16 protein-coding genes and 1 pseudogene are annotated in these 18,535 nt (G+C 67.5%); 2 read left to right on the top strand and 15 right to left on the bottom strand.

All coding sequences use genetic code 11. The annotated features are described in order from the left end of the window. Positions 1-7 precede the first annotated feature (7 nt). From AC1DEZ_RS02935 to gltX, 3 genes and pseudogenes are all read right to left on the bottom strand, one after another. Positions 8-512, bottom strand: a pseudogene (locus AC1DEZ_RS02935) (Bug family tripartite tricarboxylate transporter substrate binding protein); the annotation flags it as partial. Positions 513-622: 110 nt separating this feature from the next. Next, a complete protein-coding gene (gene gltA, locus AC1DEZ_RS02930; RefSeq protein WP_149128843.1) occupies positions 623-1,912 on the bottom strand; it encodes a citrate synthase in 1,290 nt (429 codons plus the stop codon). A gap of 374 nt (positions 1,913-2,286) precedes the next feature. Further along, complete coding sequence (gene gltX, locus AC1DEZ_RS02925; protein WP_476778571.1) at positions 2,287-3,705, bottom strand: glutamate--tRNA ligase; 1,419 nt, start codon at positions 3,703-3,705, stop codon at positions 2,287-2,289. Between the two features lie 154 nt (positions 3,706-3,859). On the opposite strand from gltX, the gene AC1DEZ_RS02920 reads away from it, so the two are divergent. After that, a complete protein-coding gene (locus AC1DEZ_RS02920; protein ID WP_476778570.1) occupies positions 3,860-6,121 on the top strand; it encodes a ComEC/Rec2 family competence protein in 2,262 nt (753 codons plus the stop codon). Here AC1DEZ_RS02920 and lexA read toward each other — a convergent pair. From lexA to AC1DEZ_RS02875, 9 genes are all read right to left on the bottom strand, one after another. Next, positions 6,115-6,825: a transcriptional repressor LexA gene (gene lexA / locus AC1DEZ_RS02915; RefSeq protein WP_441512610.1), complete on the bottom strand. Its 711-nt coding sequence runs from the start codon at positions 6,823-6,825 to the stop codon at positions 6,115-6,117. The two genes, AC1DEZ_RS02920 and lexA, sit on opposite strands and share 7 nt — an antisense overlap. A gap of 99 nt (positions 6,826-6,924) precedes the next feature. After that, entirely contained in the window at positions 6,925-8,136 is a 1,212-nt protein-coding gene (locus AC1DEZ_RS02910) for a molybdopterin molybdotransferase MoeA (protein WP_476778569.1), read from the bottom strand. Continuing rightward, positions 8,136-8,618, bottom strand: coding sequence for a cyclic pyranopterin monophosphate synthase MoaC (gene moaC / locus AC1DEZ_RS02905; protein WP_476778568.1), 483 nt, complete (start codon positions 8,616-8,618; stop codon positions 8,136-8,138). The genes AC1DEZ_RS02910 and moaC overlap by 1 nt, the downstream gene beginning before the upstream one ends. Next, a complete protein-coding gene (trpC, locus tag AC1DEZ_RS02900; protein ID WP_476778567.1) occupies positions 8,615-9,427 on the bottom strand; it encodes an indole-3-glycerol phosphate synthase TrpC in 813 nt (270 codons plus the stop codon). Before trpC ends, moaC begins: the two co-directional genes overlap by 4 nt. Before the next feature lie 7 nt (positions 9,428-9,434). Then, on the bottom strand, positions 9,435-10,448 hold the full coding sequence (trpD, locus tag AC1DEZ_RS02895; RefSeq protein ID WP_476778566.1) for an anthranilate phosphoribosyltransferase: 1,014 nt from the start codon (positions 10,446-10,448) through the stop codon (positions 9,435-9,437). 16 nt (positions 10,449-10,464) lie between these two features. Next, positions 10,465-11,082 carry an anthranilate synthase component II gene (locus AC1DEZ_RS02890; RefSeq protein WP_476778565.1) on the bottom strand — a complete coding sequence of 206 codons (618 nt, stop codon included), beginning with the start codon at positions 11,080-11,082 and terminating at the stop codon, positions 10,465-10,467. 80 nt (positions 11,083-11,162) lie between these two features. Further along, positions 11,163-12,197: an aldo/keto reductase gene (locus AC1DEZ_RS02885; protein WP_476778564.1), complete on the bottom strand. Its 1,035-nt coding sequence runs from the start codon at positions 12,195-12,197 to the stop codon at positions 11,163-11,165. A gap of 269 nt (positions 12,198-12,466) precedes the next feature. Then, a complete protein-coding gene (locus AC1DEZ_RS02880; protein WP_441512604.1) occupies positions 12,467-13,978 on the bottom strand; it encodes a helicase HerA domain-containing protein in 1,512 nt (503 codons plus the stop codon). Positions 13,979-14,104: 126 nt separating this feature from the next. Next, positions 14,105-14,386, bottom strand: a complete 282-nt coding sequence (locus tag AC1DEZ_RS02875; RefSeq protein ID WP_476778563.1) for a YARHG domain-containing protein — start codon at positions 14,384-14,386, stop codon at positions 14,105-14,107. A 96-nt stretch (positions 14,387-14,482) separates the two neighbouring features. On the opposite strand from AC1DEZ_RS02875, the gene AC1DEZ_RS02870 reads away from it, so the two are divergent. Beyond that, positions 14,483-15,157, top strand: coding sequence for a ceramidase domain-containing protein (locus AC1DEZ_RS02870; RefSeq protein WP_476778562.1), 675 nt, complete (start codon positions 14,483-14,485; stop codon positions 15,155-15,157). On the opposite strand, the gene AC1DEZ_RS02865 is transcribed toward AC1DEZ_RS02870, so the two are convergent. The 3 genes from AC1DEZ_RS02865 to AC1DEZ_RS02855 are packed head-to-tail and all read right to left on the bottom strand — an operon-like array spanning position 15,129 to position 18,342. Then, positions 15,129-15,428 (bottom strand): hypothetical protein, encoded by a 300-nt coding sequence (locus tag AC1DEZ_RS02865; protein ID WP_441512601.1) that lies wholly within the window; start codon positions 15,426-15,428, stop codon positions 15,129-15,131. The genes AC1DEZ_RS02870 and AC1DEZ_RS02865 overlap by 29 nt on opposite strands. A gap of 45 nt (positions 15,429-15,473) precedes the next feature. Next, complete coding sequence (locus AC1DEZ_RS02860; RefSeq protein ID WP_476778561.1) at positions 15,474-16,505, bottom strand: AMP-binding protein; 1,032 nt, start codon at positions 16,503-16,505, stop codon at positions 15,474-15,476. 10 nt (positions 16,506-16,515) lie between these two features. Next, positions 16,516-18,342 carry an extracellular solute-binding protein gene (locus tag AC1DEZ_RS02855; RefSeq protein WP_476778560.1) on the bottom strand — a complete coding sequence of 609 codons (1,827 nt, stop codon included), beginning with the start codon at positions 18,340-18,342 and terminating at the stop codon, positions 16,516-16,518. Positions 18,343-18,535 lie beyond the last annotated feature (193 nt).

Genomic DNA, 18,535 nt, shown 5'->3' with positions numbered 1-18,535 from the left:
AGCCGGCTTATTCGACGACTGCGCCGGACGCCTTGGCGATCGGCGCCCATTTGGCGAGTTCGGTCCTGACGTGCTCGCCGAGCTGCTCGGGCGTCGAGCCGGCGATATCGGCGCTGACGTCGTTGAGTTTTTTCTTCACGCCCTCGTCCTTGAGCGCCAGGTTGGCGGCCTGGTTGATCTTCTCGACGACAGGGTGGGGCATGTTGGCCGGGCCGAACAGCGCGCTCCAGGTATAGGTCTCATAGCCCGGCAGGCCTCTCTCGGCGATGGCCGGCACATCCGGGAAGGACGCGACGCGCTCCTTCGCGGATGAAGCCGGCCTAGGGGAGGTTGTCGAACATGATCGGCACCGCGCCAGCGACGACGTCGTTCAGCGCCGGGCCGGCGCCGCGATAGGGCACATGGTTCATCTGGACGCCGCCGAGCGATTTGAACAGCTCGCCGGAGAGATGCAGCGGCGTGCCGACATCGGAGGAGGCACAAGAATACTGGCCCGGGTTGTCCTTCAGCACCTTCCCAGACGCGCTAGCGGATCATCCACATGGCTTTGATCAATCTTCCGAAACAATAAGGGCGCGGTGGAGACCACCGCGCCCTTGCTGGCGTTCGTGCTGCGCTGGGATCAGCGGCGGCCGATCGGCGTATAGTCGCGCTGCGGCGAGCCGGTGTAGAGCTGGCGCGGGCGGCCGATCTTCTGGGAGGGATCCTCGATCATCTCCTTCCACTGCGCGATCCAGCCGACCGTGCGGGCGACGGCGAAGAGCACGGTGAACATCGACGTCGGGAAGCCCATCGCCTTCAGCGTGATGCCCGAATAGAAGTCGATATTCGGGTAGAGCTTCTTCTCGATGAAGTACTCGTCGTGCAGCGCGATGCGCTCCAGCTCGACAGCGACGTCCAGCAGCGGGTCGTCCTTGATGCCGAGTTCGTTCAGCACTTCATGCGTGGTCTTCTGCATGATCTTGGCGCGCGGGTCGTAGTTCTTGTAGACCCGGTGACCGAAGCCCATCAGGCGGAACGGATCGTTCTTGTCCTTGGCCTTGGCGATGTATTTCGGGATGTTGTCGACGGTCCCGATCTCCTCAAGCATCTTGAGCGCCGCCTCGTTGGCGCCGCCATGGGCGGGCCCCCACAGGCAGGCCGTGCCGGCCGCGATGCAGGCGAAGGGGTTGGCGCCCGACGAGCCGGCCAGGCGCACGGTCGAGGTCGAGGCGTTCTGCTCGTGGTCGGCGTGCAGGATGAAGATGCGGTCGAGCGCGCGCGACAGCACCGGGTTGACCTTGTACTCCTCGGCCGGGACCGCGAAGCACATGCGCAGGAAGTTCGAGGTGTAGTCCAGCGAGTTCAGCGGATAAACGAAGGGCTGGCCGACGGTGTATTTGAACGCCATCGCCGCCAGCGTCGGCACCTTCGCGATCATGCGCATCGAGGCGATCATGCGCTGATGCGGGTCCGAGATGTCGGTGGAGTCGTGATAGAAGGCGGACATCGCGCCGATCGAGCCGACCATGACGGCCATCGGGTGCGCGTCGCGGCGGAAGCCCTGGAAGAAGCGGGCCATCTGCTCATGCACCATGGTGTGGCGCGTGACGCGATAGTCGAAATCCGCTTTCTGCGCGGCGGTCGGCAGTTCCCCGTAGAGCAGGAGATAGCAGGTCTCGAGGAAGTCGCCATGCTCGGCGAGTTGCTCGATCGGGTAGCCGCGATAGAGCAGGACGCCCTGGTCGCCGTCGATATAGGTGATCTGCGACTCGCAGCTCGCGGTCGAGGTGAAGCCGGGGTCGTAGGTGAACATGCCCGTCTGGGCATAGAGCTTGCCGATGTCGATGACGGCAGGGCCGACCGACCCTTGCTTGATCGCCATGTCGACGGTCTTGTCGCCGACCTGGAGCTGGCTCGTGTTTCCGCTCATCGATACCGATCCTTTCAAGGCTCGCTGCTGTTCAGCCCCTGTTTCGCCTGTCCGCCGGCACTTCCGCGCCAGCCTTTTCCCATCCGCGGCCCGCGATGTGACGGGCTGATGTCGGGAGGGGAGGTGGAAGGAGACCCATGTGACTGATTTACAAGCAATATTCGTGCCCCGCCGCGGGGTGGCCGCGCAACGCACTTGCGCGTCACTAGACCATTTGCCCAGTGCATTCAACCAAGCCTAAAGGCGATTGGAACCGCGTCCGGATCATATCTGCGCGAGCAGCGACAGCGCCGCCATCGCGAGGCGGCATGCGCGAGCATGAAAGCTGAAAGTGGGGCACCGCTCGGCAGCGGCGACGCCCCATTGACGACAGCTCAGGCCTGGTCGGCGAGCCGCGCCAGCGTCTCGTCACGGCCGAGCACGGCCATCACGTCGAACAGGCCGGGCGACATGGCGCGGCCGGTCAGCGCGGCGCGCAGCGGCTGCGCCGCCTGGCCGAGCTTGATGCCGGTCTCCTCGACATAGGCCCGCACGGCCGCTTCGAGCGGAGCCGGCGACCAGTCGCTGACCGCGGCGAGCTTCTCCGCGATCTGCGGCAGGCGCTGGCGCGCGGCTTCGTCGAGCAGGCTCTTGGCCTTGTCGTCAAGCTGCAGCGGGCGTGGGGCATAGAGATAGAAGGCGCTGTCGAGCAGCTCGACCAGCGTCTTGGCGCGCTCCTTGAGGCCGGGCATCGCTGCGAGGAAACGCGCTTCGAGCTCGGGCGACAGCGTTGGGCCGAGCCCGCGGGCAGGGCCGATCTCCGGCAGGATGACCTTGAGCGCGTCGAGCAGTTCCTGGTCGCTCGACTGGCGCATATAGAGCCCGTTGAGGTTCTCGAGCTTGGCATAGTCGAAGCGGGCTGGCGAACGGCCGATCGAGGAGAGATTGAAGGCGTCGATCATCTCCTGCGTGGAGAAGACTTCCTGGTCGCCATGGCTCCAGCCCAACCGCACGAGATAGTTGCGCAGTGCCGCCGGCAGATAGCCCATCGAGCGATAGGCATCGATGCCGAGCGCGCCGTGGCGCTTCGAGAGCTTGGCGCCGTCGGGACCGTGGATCAGCGGGATATGCGACATGCTCGGCACGTCCCAGCCGAGCGCATCGTAGATCTGCGTCTGGCGGGCGGCATTGGTGAGATGGTCGTCGCCGCGGATGACATGGGTCACGCCCATGTCATGGTCGTCGACCACGACGGCGAGCATATAGGTCGGCGTGCCGTCCGAGCGCAGCAGCACGAGGTCATCGAGATTCTCGTTCTGCCAGACGACGCGGCCCTGGACCTCGTCATTGACTACGGTCTCGCCGGTCTGCGGCGCCTTGAGGCGGATCACCGGCTTCACGCCTTCCGGCGCGGTCGACGGATCGCGATCACGCCAGCGCCCGTCATAGCGCAGCGGCTTGCCCTCGGCGCGCGCCTTCTCGCGCATCTCCTCGAGCTCGGCCGGGCTGGCATAGCAGTAATAGGCCCTGCCGGCGGCGAGCATCTGCTCGGCGACCTCCCGGTGGCGCGCCGCACGCTGGAACTGATAGACGGTCTGGCCGTCCCAATCGAGGCCGAGCCATTCCAGCCCGTCGAGAATCGCGGCGATGGCTGCGTCGGTCGAGCGTTCGCGGTCGGTGTCCTCGATGCGCAGCAGCATCTTGCCGCCTTGCCGGCGGGCATAGAGCCAGTTGAACAGCGCCGTGCGGGCTCCGCCGATATGCAGGAAACCGGTGGGCGAGGGCGCAAAGCGCGTGACGACGGCATTGCTCATGGAAGGCAACTCCGGCCGGGCGGCACGAGCCGTCCGGGGCAAGACAGGGAAATGGCGCAGGTCATGACATGACAACCGGCGCGCGCCCTGTAACATGGCTTGGCCGGAAAGGTTAAGCGGTCAAATTGCTGCGCCGGCGGGGGAGGGGCGGAGAATGCAGCCGGGGCCGCCGGGGCAGGACATGCCGCGCGGCGCGCGAGCCGAGGCGTTGCCTTTGCGCCTGCTCGCGCCCTGGCTGATCTCCGTTCGCTTCAAAGCCTGGTTCAACCACTGGCAGGCCCGGCTCGGTCAGGCGCTCGAATTGGAGGCGGAGCGTCGCCGCCCGTTCCTATGGCTGCCTGTGGCGACGGGCGTCGGCATCCTGCTTTATTTCGCGGCAGATCGTGAGCCGGCTTTGTGGGCGCCTCTGACCGGCTTCGCGCTCAGCGCGATCTTCGCGTTCGCGCTGCGAACCCGTCGGTTCGCCTCGATGGCCTGTCTGGCGGCGGCCGCCGCCTTCGCGGGTTTTGCCGCCGGCGTCTGGCGGACGGCCGATATCGCCGCGCCGATGCTGGAGCGGCCGCGAATCGGCAAGGTGACGGGTTTCGTCGAGAGCGTGGAGGCACGCGACAACGGCGCCCGCATTGTCCTGCTGTTAACGGAATTCGCCGGAATGCCGGCCGCGGAGCGTCCAAGGCGCGTGCGCGTCAATATCCGCGCCGGCTCGGTCGCTCCGGGGGATCATATCGCGGCGACGGCGCGGCTCCTGCCTCCACCGGGGCCAGCTCGGGCGGGCGGCTACGATTTCGCGCGCGATGCCTTCTTCCGCGGCATCGGCGCAGTCGGCAGTATCGCAGGCAAGATCGCGTCGGCGCCCGCGCCGCACCCAATGCCGACGCGCCTTGCCGTCGATGTCACGATCGACCGGGCCCGCAACGCCTTGACCCGGCGCATCGCCGAAGTAGGCGGCGGGCAGGGCGGGGCGGTCGCTGCCGCCCTTGTCACGGGGAAGCGCGGCCTGATCACCGAGGCGACGAACAATGGCCTGCGTGCCGCCGGAATCTACCACATCGTCTCGATCTCAGGCCTGCACATGGTTCTCGCGGCCGGGACGATTTTCTGGCTGGTGCGCGCCCTACTGGCGCTCTCCCCGACTGCCGCGCTGCTCTGGCCGATCAAGAAGATCGCGGCCGTCGCGGCGATGCTCGGCGCGACCGCCTACTGTATCTTTTCAGGCAGTGACGTCGCGACCGAACGCTCGCTGATCATGACGCTGGTGATGCTCGGCGCGATCCTTGTCGATCGTGCTGCACTGAGCATGCGCAATCTCGCTCTTGCAGCCATGATCGTGCTGCTACGCGAGCCGGAGGCGCTGCTCGGACCGAGCTTCCAGATGTCATTCGGCGCGGTTGCGGCCCTGATCGCCTTTGCCGAACGCTGGGAGAGCCGAAAACGCACGGAGCCGCCCCCGAGCCTGCCATGGCCGCTCGGGCCGGTCTGGGCAGCGGCGCTCGGCATCGTCGTCACCACCTTGCTGGCGACGGCCGCAACAGCGCCCTTCGGGGCCTATCACTTCCAGACCTTCAACCCTTTCGGCCTGCTGGGCAACGCCATGGCACTGCCTTTCGTCTCGCTGTTCGTGATGCCTGCGGCGGTGTTCGGCGTGCTCGCCTATCCCTTCGGGCTGGACTGGCCTGCCTGGGCGCTGATGGGGCTGGCTTCGGATGTCGTGCTCAAGGTGGCGCATTGGGTCGCAAGCATCGACCATTCCACCGTGATGATCGCCGCCTTCAGCCCGGCCGTGCTGACCTGCTTCGTGCTGGCGTTGCTCTGGCTGACGCTGTGGACCACGGCCTGGCGCTGGCTGGCGGCGGTCCCCATCGTGCTCGGCGTCGCCATCGCCGGAAAGCCGGAGCGGCCGGAAATCCTGATCGAACGCGACGGCTCGGGGCTTGCTGTGCGGGGCCTCGATGGACGCCTTGCGGTCGCCGGCAAGCCCAGCCGCTTCGTGCTGCAGCAATGGCTGAGTGCCGACGGCGACAGCCGCTCGCCGGACGATCCGACGCTGCGCGCCGGCATCGCTTGCGATCAACTGGGTTGTGTTGCGCAAACGGCCGACAAGCGCATGATTTCCTACACGCGCGACCGGCTGGCGATCATCGAAGATTGCCTGCGGGCCGACCTCGTCGTCACCGCCATTCCCTGGAGCGGCGCCTGCAAGGCCCGGCTGATCGAGCGAATGGGACTGTCACGCGACGGCGCGACCTCGCTCTACCGCACGGCGTCGGGATGGAGCAGCCGCATCTCAGAGCCCAGCGCGGCCGATCGGCCGTGGAGCCGCCGACGCGAACCCCGTCTGGCGGCGCCCGCTGCAACGAGCATCAGCATTCCGCCAGCTTCCGCCGATGGCGAAGCCGAGGTCGAACGGCTTCAGTAACGCCGCATCAGATTGACGAGGCGGCCCTGAATCTTGACCCGGTCCGGCCCGAGCACACGCGTCTCATAGGCGGGATTGGCGGCTTCGAGCGCGATCGAGGAGCCGCGTTTGCGCAGCCGCTTGAGTGTGGCCTCCTCGTCGTCGATCAGTGCCACGACGATATCGCCGGTATTGGCCGAGTCCTGCTTGCGGATGATGACGGTGTCGCCGTCGAGGATGCCCGCTTCGACCATCGAGTCACCACGTACTTCGAGCGCGTAATGCTCGCCGGAGCCGAGCATGTCGGGCGGCAACGAGACGGTGTGGCTGCGGTTCTGAATGGCCGAAATCGGTGTGCCGGCGGCGATGCGGCCCATGACCGGGATCGCGATCGAAGAGCGGCTGTCCTCATCGGCGGTGGGGCGGGGTTTGCCGAGATTGGGCTGCGTGCCGAGCCCGCCCTGGACGACCGCAGGGCTGAAACGCGGCCGCTGCTGCGGCGTACCGAGTCCATCGGGCATCTTGATGACTTCGAGCGCACGCGCCCGGTTGGGCAGGCGGCGGATGAAGCCGCGCTCCTCCAGCGCCATGATCAGCCGGTGGATGCCGGATTTCGAGCGCAGATCGAGCGCGTCCTTCATCTCGTCGAAGGAGGGCGGCACCCCGCTCTCACGCAAGCGTTCCTGGATGAAGCGCAGGAGTTCGTGTTGCTTGCGTGTCAGCATGATCCCGCCGGCCCCGGAAAAGCGTAGATTCGAAACAAATCACGAACACCATAACTGTTCGCCTTGTGTTCCGCAACCCGGTCGCGCGAGAGCGCCCGTCTACCGCAGCGGCAGGATACGGCAGAGGTCGCCTATCTTGGCGGGCGCAGCATGGGCCGGGCGGATCGTCAGCGCCTGCGCCCGCGCCAATGTGCCGAGCATGGAGGAATCCTGCCGATCGAAAGGCGTTGCAACCCAACCATCGGGCGTCAGCGCCAGCTCCGAGCGCAGATAATCCTCACGCTCGTCATTGCCCGGCAGGTCGCTGCCGAGGCGGGCGGGGACGCTGCGGTCGCGATCGGCGCCGGCCATGCCGAGCAGGGCTTCGATCAGCGGCAGCACGAAGAGATGGCCGCAGACGATCGAGGAGACCGGGTTTCCGGGAAGCCCGACCACGACCATCCGGCCGAGCCGACCGGTCATCATCGGCTTGCCCGGCCGCATGGCAATCTTCCAGAAGCCAAGAGACATCCCGGCGCGGGTCAGCGCCTCCTGCACGAGGTCGTGTGCGCCCACCGAGGCGCCGCCCAGCGTGATTAGCACGTCGGCATCGGCAGCCCGCGCCATGCCGATCTTGTTGGCGAGATCGGCATGGTCGTCGCGGGCGATGCCGAGATCGAGCACGGTGCCACCGGCCTTTTCGACCAGCGCGGCGAGCGCGAAGGAGTTCGAGGCGACGATCTGGTCGCGCCCCACAGGCTCGCCCGGCGCCACCAGCTCGTCGCCGGTCGCCAGGATCGCGACGCGCGGCTTGCGCCGGACCGGCAGCGAGGGATGGCCCATCGCGGCGGCGAGCCCGAGTGCGGCGCTGTCGAGCACGCGTCCGGCCGACAGCAGGGCGTCGCCTTCGCGGAAATCGAGCCCCGCCCGGCGCAGGAACTTGCCTTTGGCGGGGGGCACCCGCACGCGGATCGTGGGGCTGCCGACGCCGTCGGCGTCCTCCTGGATCAGGATGGTGTCGGCACCATCAGGCATCGGCGCGCCGGTAAAGATCCGTACGGCTTCGCCCGGCCCGACCGTACCGTCAAAGGCCCGCCCGGCGGCGGACTCCCCGATCACGGCGAGTGTGGCATCTTCGGCCATCTCGTCGGCACGCACGGCGTAGCCATCCATGGCGGAGTTGGCGAAGGGCGGCTGGGTTCTGAGCGCCTTCAGATCGGCTGCGAGCACCCGCCATGCGCATTGCGCGAGCGGGAGGGTCTCCGCTCCGGTCGGTCCCGGAATGCTGTTGAGCAGCGCCTTGCGCGCGACGGGGACCGGGGTGAGCGCCATCAGCGGGCTTTCGCCTCGTAGTCGCCGGACTGGCCGCCGGATTTGTGCAGGAGCCGGATATTCTCGATCCGCATCGCCCTGTCGACTGCCTTGACCATGTCGTAGACGGTGAGACAGGCGACGGACACGGCGGTGAGCGCCTCCATCTCGACGCCGGTCTGGCCCTTCATCTTCACCTCAGCGCGCACGCGCACGCCCGGCAGGGCCTCGTCGATCTCCAGATCGACCCCGATCTTGCTGAGCAGCAGCGGGTGGCAGAGCGGGATCAACTCATGCGTGCGCTTAGCGGCCATGATGCCGGCGAGGCGCGCCGTGCCGAGCACATCGCCCTTCCTAGCATTGCCGTCGCGCACGATCGCAATCGTCTCCGGCGCCATCACGACGCTGCCCTCGGCTACTGCCATGCGGGTCGTCTCGGCCTTGTCGCCGACATCGACCATATGTGCCTGGCCTTGGGCGTCGAGATGGCTGAGCCGGCTCACGCCGCGTTCTCTTGAGCCTGGCCGGTCAGCAGGGTCCGCGTCGCCGCTGTGACGTCCGCCTGCCGCATCAGGCTCTCGCCGACGAGGAAGCTGTTGACGCCGGCCTTGTTGAGACGGGCGATGTCGGCATGGGCAAAGATGCCGCTCTCGCCGATGACGATGCGGTCGGCCGGGACGCGCGGCGCCAGCCGCTCGGTCACGGCGAGATCGACGTGGAAGCTGCGCAGGTCGCGGTTGTTGATGCCGAGCAGCCGACTTTCGAGCTTGAGTGCCCGGTCGAGCTCGGCGTCGTCATGCACCTCGACGAGCACGTCCATGCCGAGATCGCGAGCGGCTTCGTTCAGCGCCCGGGCGGTGTCGTCGTCGACGCCGGCCATGATGATCAGGATGCAGTCGGCGCCCCAGCTGCGGGCTTCGTAGACCTGATAGGGCTCGTAGAGGAAATCCTTGCGCAGCGCCGGCAGGCCGGAGGCCTCGCGCGCCTGCGTCAGAAATTCCGGCTGGCCCTGGAAGGAGGGCGCGTCGGTGAGTACCGAAAGACAGGCAGCGCCGCCGGCGGCATAGGCGCGGGCGAGCGAAGGCGGGTCGAAATCGGCGCGGATCAACCCTTTGGACGGGCTGGCCTTCTTGATCTCGGCGATCAGGGCCGGCTTGCCGACCGCGAGCTTGGCGGCGAGCGCATCGGCGAAGCCGCGCGGTTTGGCGGCCGCGCGGGCACGGCGTTCGATCTCGGCCTGCGGCACCGCGGCCTTGGCGGCCGCGATCTCCTGGCGCTTATAGGCTTCGATCTTGGCGAGGATGTCGGTCATGCCGGCCTCACGCATTCGAGGCTTTGACGAGCGCGGCGAGCGTCGCCTTGGCCTTGCCGGAGTCGAGCGCGGCCGTCGCCTGGGCGAAGCCGTCCTTCAGGTTCGCGGCCTTGCCGGCGACCAGCAGCGCCGCAGCCGCATTGAAGGCGGCGATGTCGCGGAAGCCGGTTCTCTCGCCGGCCAGCACGGCGTTCAGCGCAGCCGCGTTCTGCTCGGGCGTGCCGCCGCGCAGCACCTCCGGCCTGGCCGGCTCAAGGCCGACATCGGCGGGGCTGATCGTGAAGCTCTCGATCCTGCCGCTATCGAGCGAGACGACGCGGGTCGGGCCGGTGGTGGTGATCTCGTCGAGCCCGTCGGAGCCGTGCACGGCCCAGACGCGGGTCGAGCCGAGCGAGGCCAGCACCTTGACCATCGGCTCGAGCCAGGTCTCGGAGAAGGCGCCGATCAGCTGGCGCTTGACGCCGGCCGGGTTGGAGAGCGGGCCGAGCAGGTTGAAGATCGTGCGCGTGCCGAGTTCGGTGCGCACGGGCGCGACATGGCGCATCGAGGCGTGATGCGTCGGCGCGAACATGAAGCCGACCCCGGCCTCGGCAATGCAGCGCTCCGTGCCGGCCGAATCCAGCCCCACCCTGACGCCGAGCGCGGTCAGCACGTCCGCGGCACCCGAGCGCGAGGAGGCCGCGCGGTTGCCATGCTTGGCGACGGGCACGCCGCAGGCGGCGGTGATGATCGAGGCCAGCGTCGAGACATTGTAGGAGCCGGAGGAATCGCCACCGGTGCCGACGATGTCGATCGCCTCGGCCGGCGCCTTCACCGGCAGCATCTTGCCGCGCATTGCGCCGACCGCGCCGGCGATCTCCTCGATCGTCTCGCCGCGCACGCGCAGCGCCATCAGGAAGGCGGCGGACTGCGCATTGGTGACCTCGCCCGAGAGGATCGTGTCGAAGGCGTCCCGCGCCTCCTCGCGCGAGAGCGTCGCTCCGGTCGCGACCTTGGCGATGAAGGGTTTGAAGTCGTCCATGGAATCTCTGCGGAATTCAGGCTGATGGGGTCAGGGCGGCGGCTTCGTGCTCGCTGCGCCATCGCTGGGCGAGATCGAGGAAATTCCGCAGGATCGTCGCGCCATGCTCGGAGGCGATGCTCTCCGGGTGGAACTGGACGCCGTGGACCGGGAGCTCCCGGTGCGAGAGCGCCATGATCAGGCCGTCATCGGTCTCGGCTTCGATGTCGAAGACGGTTGGGCAGGAATCGCGGTCGACCACGAGGGAGTGGTAGCGGGTCGCCTGCAGCGGCCCGTTGATGCCGCGGAACAGGCCGCGTGATTTGTGCCGGATCGGCGAGACCTTGCCGTGCATCGGCACGGGCGCCCGCACGACGTCGCCGCCGAAGGCCTGCCCCATCGCCTGCAGGCCAAGGCAGACGCCGAAGATCGGCTTGCGGCCGGCACCATGCCGGACCACGTCGAGGCAGATTCCGGCCTCGTTGGGTGTGCAGGGGCCGGGCGAGAGCACGATCGCATCATGCTCGCCGCCCAGCGCTTCCTCGACCGACAGCGCGTCGTTGCGCCAGACATCGACCTCGGCCCCCAGGCCACCGATGAGGTGGACCAGGTTCCAGGTGAAGCTGTCGTAGTTGTCGATCAACAGAACGCGCATGGCCGGACCTGTGAATACGGCTTGAGGTCATGCACGTTCGGAGGCGGGGTGGTCAAGTTTTGCGCGGGCCGCGCTCGACTTTAGACCGCCGGTGGATTGAGGCGAGCGAAGGCCTCCTGCCGCCGATAGGGGAAATAGGGGTAGGGCGCCGTGCGGACGCTCGCGGCATCGAGCCGCGCGACCTGCTCGGTCGTCAGGTTCCAGCCGACGGCGCCGAGATTGTCGCGCAATTGCTGTTCGTTGCGGGCGCCGATAATAACGGAGGAGACCGTCGGGCGCTGCAGCAGCCAGTTGATCGCGACCTGCGGCACGCTCTTGCCGGTCTCCTGTGCGATGGCATCGAGCACGTCGACGATGGCGTAGAGCTGCTCGTCCTCGACCGGTGGGCCGAATTCGGCGGTTTCATGCAGGCGGCTGCCGGCGGGCAGCGGCTGGCCGCGCCTGATCTTGCCGGTGAGGCGGCCCCAGCCGAGGGGGCTCCAGACCAGCGCGCCGACGCCCTGATCGATGCCGAGCGGCATCAGCTCCCATTCGTAATCGCGCCCGACGAGCGAGTAATAGACCTGATGCGCGACATAGCGCGGCCAGCCATGGCGCTCGGCGGCAGCCAGCGACTTCATCAGCTGCCAGCCCGAAAAGTTGGAGACGCCGACATGGCGAAGCTTCCCGGCCCTGACGAGCGCGTCGAGGGTCGAGAGAACCTCCTCGACGGGCGTGCCGGCATCGAAGGCATGCAGCTGCAGCAGGTCGATATAGTCGGTGCCGAGCCGGCGCAGCGCGTCCTCGGTCGCCTTGATCAGGCGGCTGCGCGACGAGCCGGCATCGTTCGGGCCGTCGCCCATCGGCAGCGTCGTTTTGGTCGAGATCAGCACCTTGTCGCGCCGTCCCTTGATCGCCTCGCCGAGGACCTCCTCGGAGGCGCCGCTCGAATAGACGTCCGCCGTGTCGAAGAGGTTCAACCCTGCTTCAAGGCAGATGTCGACGAGGCGGCGCGCCTCCCGAGCGTCGGTATTGCCCCAGGCACTGAAGAGCGGCCCCTGTCCGCCGAAGGTGCCCGCGCCGAAACTCAGGGCGGGAACCTTGAGCCCCGAATGGCCTAAACGCCGGTATTCCATGATCCAGATCTCCTGTGGTGGCGGGAACATGGCGGCTCGAAGCTAATGCGATTAGTGCGCCGAGCGGAACAGCATTCGTGAGTTGAAGTCATCGTGCCGAAAGGCGGGGCGCCGAAGCTAGTGAACTTCAGAAGAAGGAGCGTGTCATCCCGGACGCGGCGAAGCGGAGGTCCAGGGTCCATGCCTCAAGCTGCGCCGGACGCGCTCCGGCATCGATCCCGGGTCAAGCCCGGGATGACGGCGCGGTTCGGGAGATAGACGAGATACGTTTAGCCGCGGGCGCTGCGCGGCATCCCGGCCGTCCGCGGCTGCGCCTGACCCGGTGCGGTCTCGACGCCCAGCGCGGGGAGGGCGAGCGTTCGCAGGCCGCGGAAATCGACATGGCAGACGATCAGGCCGCGCTCTTCGATGTAGCCGAGCAGGCGCCGCGCCCGGCTGGGCGAATGGCTGCCATAGACTTCGGCGAGCTCGGCATCGCTGGGGCAGGGCCTCCCCTCGATCGCGGTGCGGGCGATGTAGAGGAAGAGCCCCTGCAGGTCCTCGGGCAGCGTGCCCGAGGCAGCCACCGCCGCCTGCCAGCCCTCGCTGGTCGCGACGCTGTCGCTGACACCGGCCCGCGCCACGGCGAGCCTCCGGCGGAACTCTTCGAGGCTCAGATTCGTCCGGCCCAGCCGGCGCATGCGGCAGCGCACGGTGAAATCCTGATAGAGCACCGCGACCTGTCGGGATCGGGCCTCCGGGTCGGCCATCAGTTCGCGCAGGATCTCGACCATGGTCGCCTCGCGCTCTTCCGGCTCCAGCTCGATCTCCGGCTCGGGTTCCGGCTGCGGGGCCGGGCGGTAGGTCTCGATCCGGCGCAGAACCTCGTTCGGGTCCGGGCGCGGGCGCGGTGCTGGGCGCACCGGCCGTGCCATCGGCGGCGGCTCGTCCGCGCCGGGCGTGAAGATCAGCTTGCCGGCCTCTTCCGGCGCCTGCTCGGGCAGCGGCATCAGCCCCGGTGCGCCTCCGCGATCGACAGAAGACACCGCGCCGATCCTGAGCGGCAGCGGTCGTTTCGACAGGGCAGGGCCCAGCGCCACGAATTGCCCGCGCTCCAGGTCACGGAACATCTCGGCCTGGCGCCGGTCCATGCCGAGCAAATCGGCGGCGCGGGCCATGTCGATGTCGAGGAAGGTGCGACCCATGAGGAAGTTGGAGGCTTCCGCGGCGACGTTCTTGGCGAGCTTGGCGAGGCGCTGCGTCGCGATGACGCCCGCGAGACCGCGCTTGCGGCCCCGGCACATCAGATTGGTCATGGCGCCGAGCGACAGCCTGCGCGCTTCGTCCGAAGCCTCGCCTGCCATCACGGGGGCGAAGAGCTGCGCTTCGTCGACCACGATCAGCATCGGGAACCAGAGCGAGCGGTCGACATCGAAGAGCCCGCCGAGGAAGGCGGCGGTGGCGCGCAGCTGCTCGTCGGCTTCGAGATTTTCGAGGTTGAGCACCACCGAGACACGGTGCTGGCGCACGCGCAGCGCGACGCGCTGCAATTCTGCCTCGCCGCATTCGGCATCGACCACGACATGGCCGAACTGGTCGGCCAGCGAAACGAAATCGCCTTCGGGATCGATGATGGCCTGCTGGACGAGCGGCGCGCTCTGCTCCAGCAGGCGGCGCAGCAGATGCGACTTGCCCGAGCCGGAATTGCCCTGGACGAGCAGGCGCGTCGCCAGCAATTCGGCGAGATCGATCAGACCGGGCTCGCCGGTCCTTGTCGTTCCCATCTCGATCGCTGTCGTCATACCGGTCTTGAATCGCCTTGTTTGGTCGGGCGCAGGCGCGCGACCGGGGCTTCTAGCATGGCCTCGCTCCCGCTGGACGCAGGGCAGCCCTGCCTTCCACAGACAATCGCTGTCAGCAACCTTGGGTCAGCGCGGGCAGCGTAGCGACCGCTCCTGCCGAACGATGTCGGCAATCACGCGGCGGTCATTGGCCGAGAGCGGCACGTCCTCGATCGCGTCGTACTGGCAGCCGGCATTGCCGAAGGCCGCGGTCGCACGCTGGGTGCGGAAGCAGTAGCCTTGCGCCTTGTAGATCTCGTTGCGGGCGGTCCAGAGATTCGCGCAGGTCTCGGGGTTGGCAAAGGCCGGTGCTGTTGCTCCGGCTGCCAGCATGAGGATTACGGAAAGCGGGAGATAAAGGCCGCGCATATTGGTCTTCCCCGGAATGAGCGCGCGAGCTTTGCGGAAGTGGCGGCTGCAAGGCAAGCCGGCATGCGACATCGCGAGCGATCAAGGGGCGGATCGATGCAGTTCGGCTATTGCGAAAGACTCGATGCGAGCTTTTGGGCCGAGCCCGTCAACGCCGTGACAAATGGCGCCTTTCTTCTGGCGGCGCTGATGGCTTTCCGGCTCTGGCGCCGGCAGGGCCGTCGCGACGGTATCGTGCTCGCATTCATCCTTCGCGTCTTCGCGATCGGGATCGGCTCCTTCCTGTTTCACACCATGCCGAACCGCTGGACGGTGCTGGCCGATGTCTTGCCGATCCAACTGTTCGCCTTCGGTTATTTCGCCTTCGCTCTTGCACGGTTCCTCGGAGCGCCCGGGTGGGCAGCGGCCATCGGCACGCTGGCCTTCTTCGGCGTCGCCCTCGGTCTCTCCTGGGCGGGGCGGGCAATCCTGCCAGCGATGGTGGCGGGCTCTGCCGGTTATGCGGCGTTTCTGCTGGGGCTCGTCGGCATTGCATTGGCCATGCCGCGGGATCCGGCGCCGCGGCGGCTGCGGAAACTGATGGCGTTGGCCGGTGCGGTTTTCGCAGCCTCGTTGGCGTTGCGCAGCATGGACGGCCCGCTTTGCGGCGCCCTGCCGCTCGGAACGCCTTGGCTTTGGCACTTGCTCAATGCGTCGGTGCTCTACCTGTTGCTGCGCGCCGCGATGCTCCCCGGCGGCACGTCTATTTCTTCGTCAGTTCCAGGCAGGTGATGAGCTGGACATAGCTCGGCGGGCCGCCAAGGCTCGCGCCCTCGGTGCAGGTTGTCCGGGCTCGGGCCGGGTATTCCGACCAGCGGGCTTCCAGTGCGTTGCGGGCCTTTTCCTCATCGTCGCGGCAGGCACTGGCGGGGCGGCCGATACCCGTGGCCGATTTGTCGGCGCTGCCGCAGGAGGCGTTGATGTCAAAGCGCGGCACCGAGTCGGCGACGGGAAGAGTCGGGCTCGCCGAGAGAGAGAGCAGAACAAGACCGACGGAAAACATGGTGAACACTCCCCAGAATTCGCCCCGTCATCGTCCCGGCGCGTTCTAACTCCTGGGCGTCTGGCGCCTCGCGACGGTGATGTCCGAAGCACTATGCGCCGCGATATCGACGATGGCGAGATCGGGGCGATCAATTGCCGGATAGGCGAGCCCGCCGCCGGTCCGCTGCACGAAGACGAGGCTGGCGAGCGCCGGGTGCCCCGCCAGGCGCGAATGGGCGAGCGCCGGCTCCATATTGCCCGGCAGCACGAGATGAACGGAACGTCCGCCTTCAATGCAGGCCTGTAGATCGCCGAGGTGGAAGAGGCCGAGGGGCAGCAATTCGACGCCGGTGAGCATCGCCATGCCCGGGCCGCTTGCGAGCGCCGCGAGATCACCGCCGACAAGTGTGCTGACGATCCGCGAGGAGGTCATCGGCTTCAGTGCCCGCGAGATCTCGAGCGCCTTTCCGAGAATCTCCCGCTCCGAGATCCGCTGCGGACCCTGGAGCGAGATGGCATCGGCAACCTGCAGCCAGGGCCGCTCGACCGGACCGGGCAGGGGATGCAGGCTCGCATTGGCCAGGAGCGCGTCGAGCGGCGCGACGCCATCTGGCACGTCCGGGCCAAAGCCGCCGACGAAGCGGGTGCTGAAGGCGCGCATGGCGAGATTGCGCAGCGTCAACAGCGGCCGCAAGGGTCCAACGCGGCTGACGCCGAGAGCCATGACCGCGCCTGAAGCTTCAATGAGGCGCAGTAGCTCAAGCTCGTTACCGTGCAGCGGCAGCATCAGCGGGGAGAGGCCGGCGCGCAGGCAGGCGAGCACGGAAACAACGGCCTCGGGTCCCAGGGGAGCCAGGATCGCCACGCTCGCGCCCGGCTGTCCCTTGTTGGCGGCAAGAAGCCTTGCAAGCTGGTCGATCCGTTGATCGAGCTGCAGGAAATTGATCGAGGCCGGGCTTACGTCGCTCCAGCCGCGCCGCCCCGGCGGATCGCGCAGGGCTGCCTCGTAGCCGCGCCTGCGCGTCAGGGCCTTGAGCAGCGTGTCGATATCGAGCCCATCGAGCAGGGCGGAAGCCTCGTCCTGTTCTGCTCGCATCGACGGCCCTTCAATTCGCCGGAGCCGGCGTGGCCGGGAGGCGCGCCAGCGTTTCAGTGGAGAGAAAATAGGCCGGCTGGCGCCCTGCCATCACCACGTCGCGCGCAAGGGCGAGCCAGGTGTCGGGCAGGTAGTAGAGCGGCACGACGTAGAAGCCCGATAGCAGCAGCCGGTCGAGCGCGCGCACGGCGGCGACGAAATCCTCGCGTTCGCGGGCGCCGAGCAGGGCCTGCAGCACCGCATCGATGGCGGGCGATCGCACCCCGGCGTAGTTGAGAGAGCCCCTGCGCTCGGCATTCGCCGCGCCCCAGCGCCCGATCTGCTCGTTGCCGGGCGAAGCGGAGGCCGGCCAGGTCCACTGGATCATGTCGAAATCGAAGGCCGAAAGCCGGCGCCAATACTGAACGTCGTCGATCAGCCGGACATTGGCGGCGATGCCAAGACGGCCGAGCGACTGCGCATAGTTCAGCGCCAGCCGCTCCTGCGGACGGCTGGTCACGGTGATCTCGAAGGCGAAGGGTTCGCCGTTGCCGTTGCGCAATACGCCGTCCTGCAGCGCATAGCCGGCAGCCCTGAGCAGGTCGAGCGCCCTGCGCGCCTGCTCGCGGTCTCGGCCCGACCCGTCGGTTTCCGAGGGTTTCCACGTGCCTGCAAGGATATCCTCGCGCACCGCATCAGGAAAAGCGGCGAGCAAGGTCTTTTCGCGGCCATCAGCGGGGACGCCGAGGGCAGACAGGGGTGAATCGGAAAAAAAGCTCCCGGCACGCCGATAGACGCCGTGGAACAGGTTGCGGTTGACCCATTCGAAATCGAACAGCAGGCCGAGTGCCTCGCGCACCCGGACGTCGGAGAACACCGGCCGGCGCGTGTTGAAGACGAGCCCCGTCATGCCCTTGGGCGTGTCGAAATGCAGAGTCTGTCTGATGATGCGCCCGTCATGCACCGCGGGGATGTCGTAGCCGGTCATCCAGCGCGTCGGATCGCCCTCGAGCCGGACGTCGTAGAGCCCCGCCTTGAACGCCTCGAACAAGGCGTTGGAATCCCGGTAGAAATCGTAGCGAATCTCGTCGGCATTGAAGAGCCCGCGGGTCAGCGGATGGTCCTCTGCCCAGAAATCCTTCCGCCGCTTCAGCGTCAGCGATTCGCCGGGCCGGACCTCGCTGACCGCATAGGGGCCCGAGCCGAGCGCCGGCTTGAAGCTCGTATCGCCGAAGGTCTCGGCATTGGTCGCGTGCCTGGCGAAGATCGGCAGCGCGCCGATCACCAACGGCAATTCGCGGTTGGAGCCGTCGCCGAGCTCGAACTCGACGCGCCTCGGTGAGGGCGCCGATGCCTTGGTGATGCGGGCGAGGCTCGAACGGTGGAAGGGCTTGCCCTTCGTCTTCAGCATCTCGACCGTGAAGAGCACGTCCGCCGCGGTGACGGGCGCGCCGTCCGCGAAGGTTGCGCGAGGGTCGATCTCGAAGGCGAGCTTTCTGCGATCGGCGTCGAGTTCCACCTGCGAAGCCAGCAGGCCATAGCTGGTGAAAGGCTCGTCGGCCGAGCGGAAGAGCAGGCTCTGCTGCACATATCTCGGCACGGCGTCCAGCGCGACGCCGAGAACGACCAGCGGATTCAAGCTGTCGAAGGTGCCCTGGACGCCGAAGACGATGCGCCCGCCGCGCGGAGCCTTGGGGTCGGCATAGGGCAGATGGGCGAAACCGGGGGGCAGGGCAGGCTGGCCGTGCATCGCGATGGCGTGCTGCACGGAGGCCGAATCAGCCAAGGCCGAGCCGCCGCGCGCCAACAGGGCGAGCGGGCTCAAGGCGAGCATCGTGTTGACCCTGCGGCGGCTCATCGCCAAGGGCGATCGACTAAAATCCATCGTAAGACCTGATTCCCTACGTAAGAATAGCATGGGCTGACGGCCGTCACGCAGCTATTCGGGCTGGAATCCCGCGCGCGAAGTCGCTAAAGCCGAGACCGGGTGTCATTCAAACGCCTCAATCACCCTTGATGTGCACGGCTTGCTATGGCCGGCGCCGTCATGC

This window comes from Allobosea sp. 10L422 (assembly GCF_056395345.1).
The sequence above is the reverse complement of the archived record's forward strand: the minus strand, read 5'-3'. Positions and strand labels throughout refer to the sequence as shown.

What these genes read in the sequence shown, in the direction of transcription:
- AC1DEZ_RS02880 (WP_441512604.1), bottom strand. Translation starts at nt 13,978, where the DNA reads ATGACGACAGCGATCGAGATGGGAACGACAAGGACCGGCGAGCCCGGT.
- trpD (WP_476778566.1), bottom strand. Translation starts at nt 10,448, where the DNA reads ATGGACGACTTCAAACCCTTCATCGCCAAGGTCGCGACCGGAGCGACG.
- AC1DEZ_RS02890 (WP_476778565.1), bottom strand. Translation starts at nt 11,082, where the DNA reads ATGCGCGTTCTGTTGATCGACAACTACGACAGCTTCACCTGGAACCTG.
- AC1DEZ_RS02910 (WP_476778569.1), bottom strand. Translation starts at nt 8,136, where the DNA reads ATGGCGCTCACCCCGGTCCCCGTCGCGCGCAAGGCGCTGCTCAACAGC.
- lexA (WP_441512610.1), bottom strand. Translation starts at nt 6,825, where the DNA reads ATGCTGACACGCAAGCAACACGAACTCCTGCGCTTCATCCAGGAACGC.
- AC1DEZ_RS02860 (WP_476778561.1), bottom strand. Translation starts at nt 16,505, where the DNA reads ATGCGAGCAGAACAGGACGAGGCTTCCGCCCTGCTCGATGGGCTCGAT.
- trpC (WP_476778567.1), bottom strand. Translation starts at nt 9,427, where the DNA reads ATGACCGACATCCTCGCCAAGATCGAAGCCTATAAGCGCCAGGAGATC.
- AC1DEZ_RS02875 (WP_476778563.1), bottom strand. Translation starts at nt 14,386, where the DNA reads ATGCGCGGCCTTTATCTCCCGCTTTCCGTAATCCTCATGCTGGCAGCC.
- AC1DEZ_RS02870 (WP_476778562.1), top strand. Translation starts at nt 14,483, where the DNA reads ATGCAGTTCGGCTATTGCGAAAGACTCGATGCGAGCTTTTGGGCCGAG.
- AC1DEZ_RS02920 (WP_476778570.1), top strand. Translation starts at nt 3,860, where the DNA reads ATGCAGCCGGGGCCGCCGGGGCAGGACATGCCGCGCGGCGCGCGAGCC.
- gltX (WP_476778571.1), bottom strand. Translation starts at nt 3,705, where the DNA reads ATGAGCAATGCCGTCGTCACGCGCTTTGCGCCCTCGCCCACCGGTTTC.
- AC1DEZ_RS02885 (WP_476778564.1), bottom strand. Translation starts at nt 12,197, where the DNA reads ATGGAATACCGGCGTTTAGGCCATTCGGGGCTCAAGGTTCCCGCCCTG.
- gltA (WP_149128843.1), bottom strand. Translation starts at nt 1,912, where the DNA reads ATGAGCGGAAACACGAGCCAGCTCCAGGTCGGCGACAAGACCGTCGAC.
- AC1DEZ_RS02855 (WP_476778560.1), bottom strand. Translation starts at nt 18,342, where the DNA reads ATGAGCCGCCGCAGGGTCAACACGATGCTCGCCTTGAGCCCGCTCGCC.
- AC1DEZ_RS02865 (WP_441512601.1), bottom strand. Translation starts at nt 15,428, where the DNA reads ATGTTTTCCGTCGGTCTTGTTCTGCTCTCTCTCTCGGCGAGCCCGACT.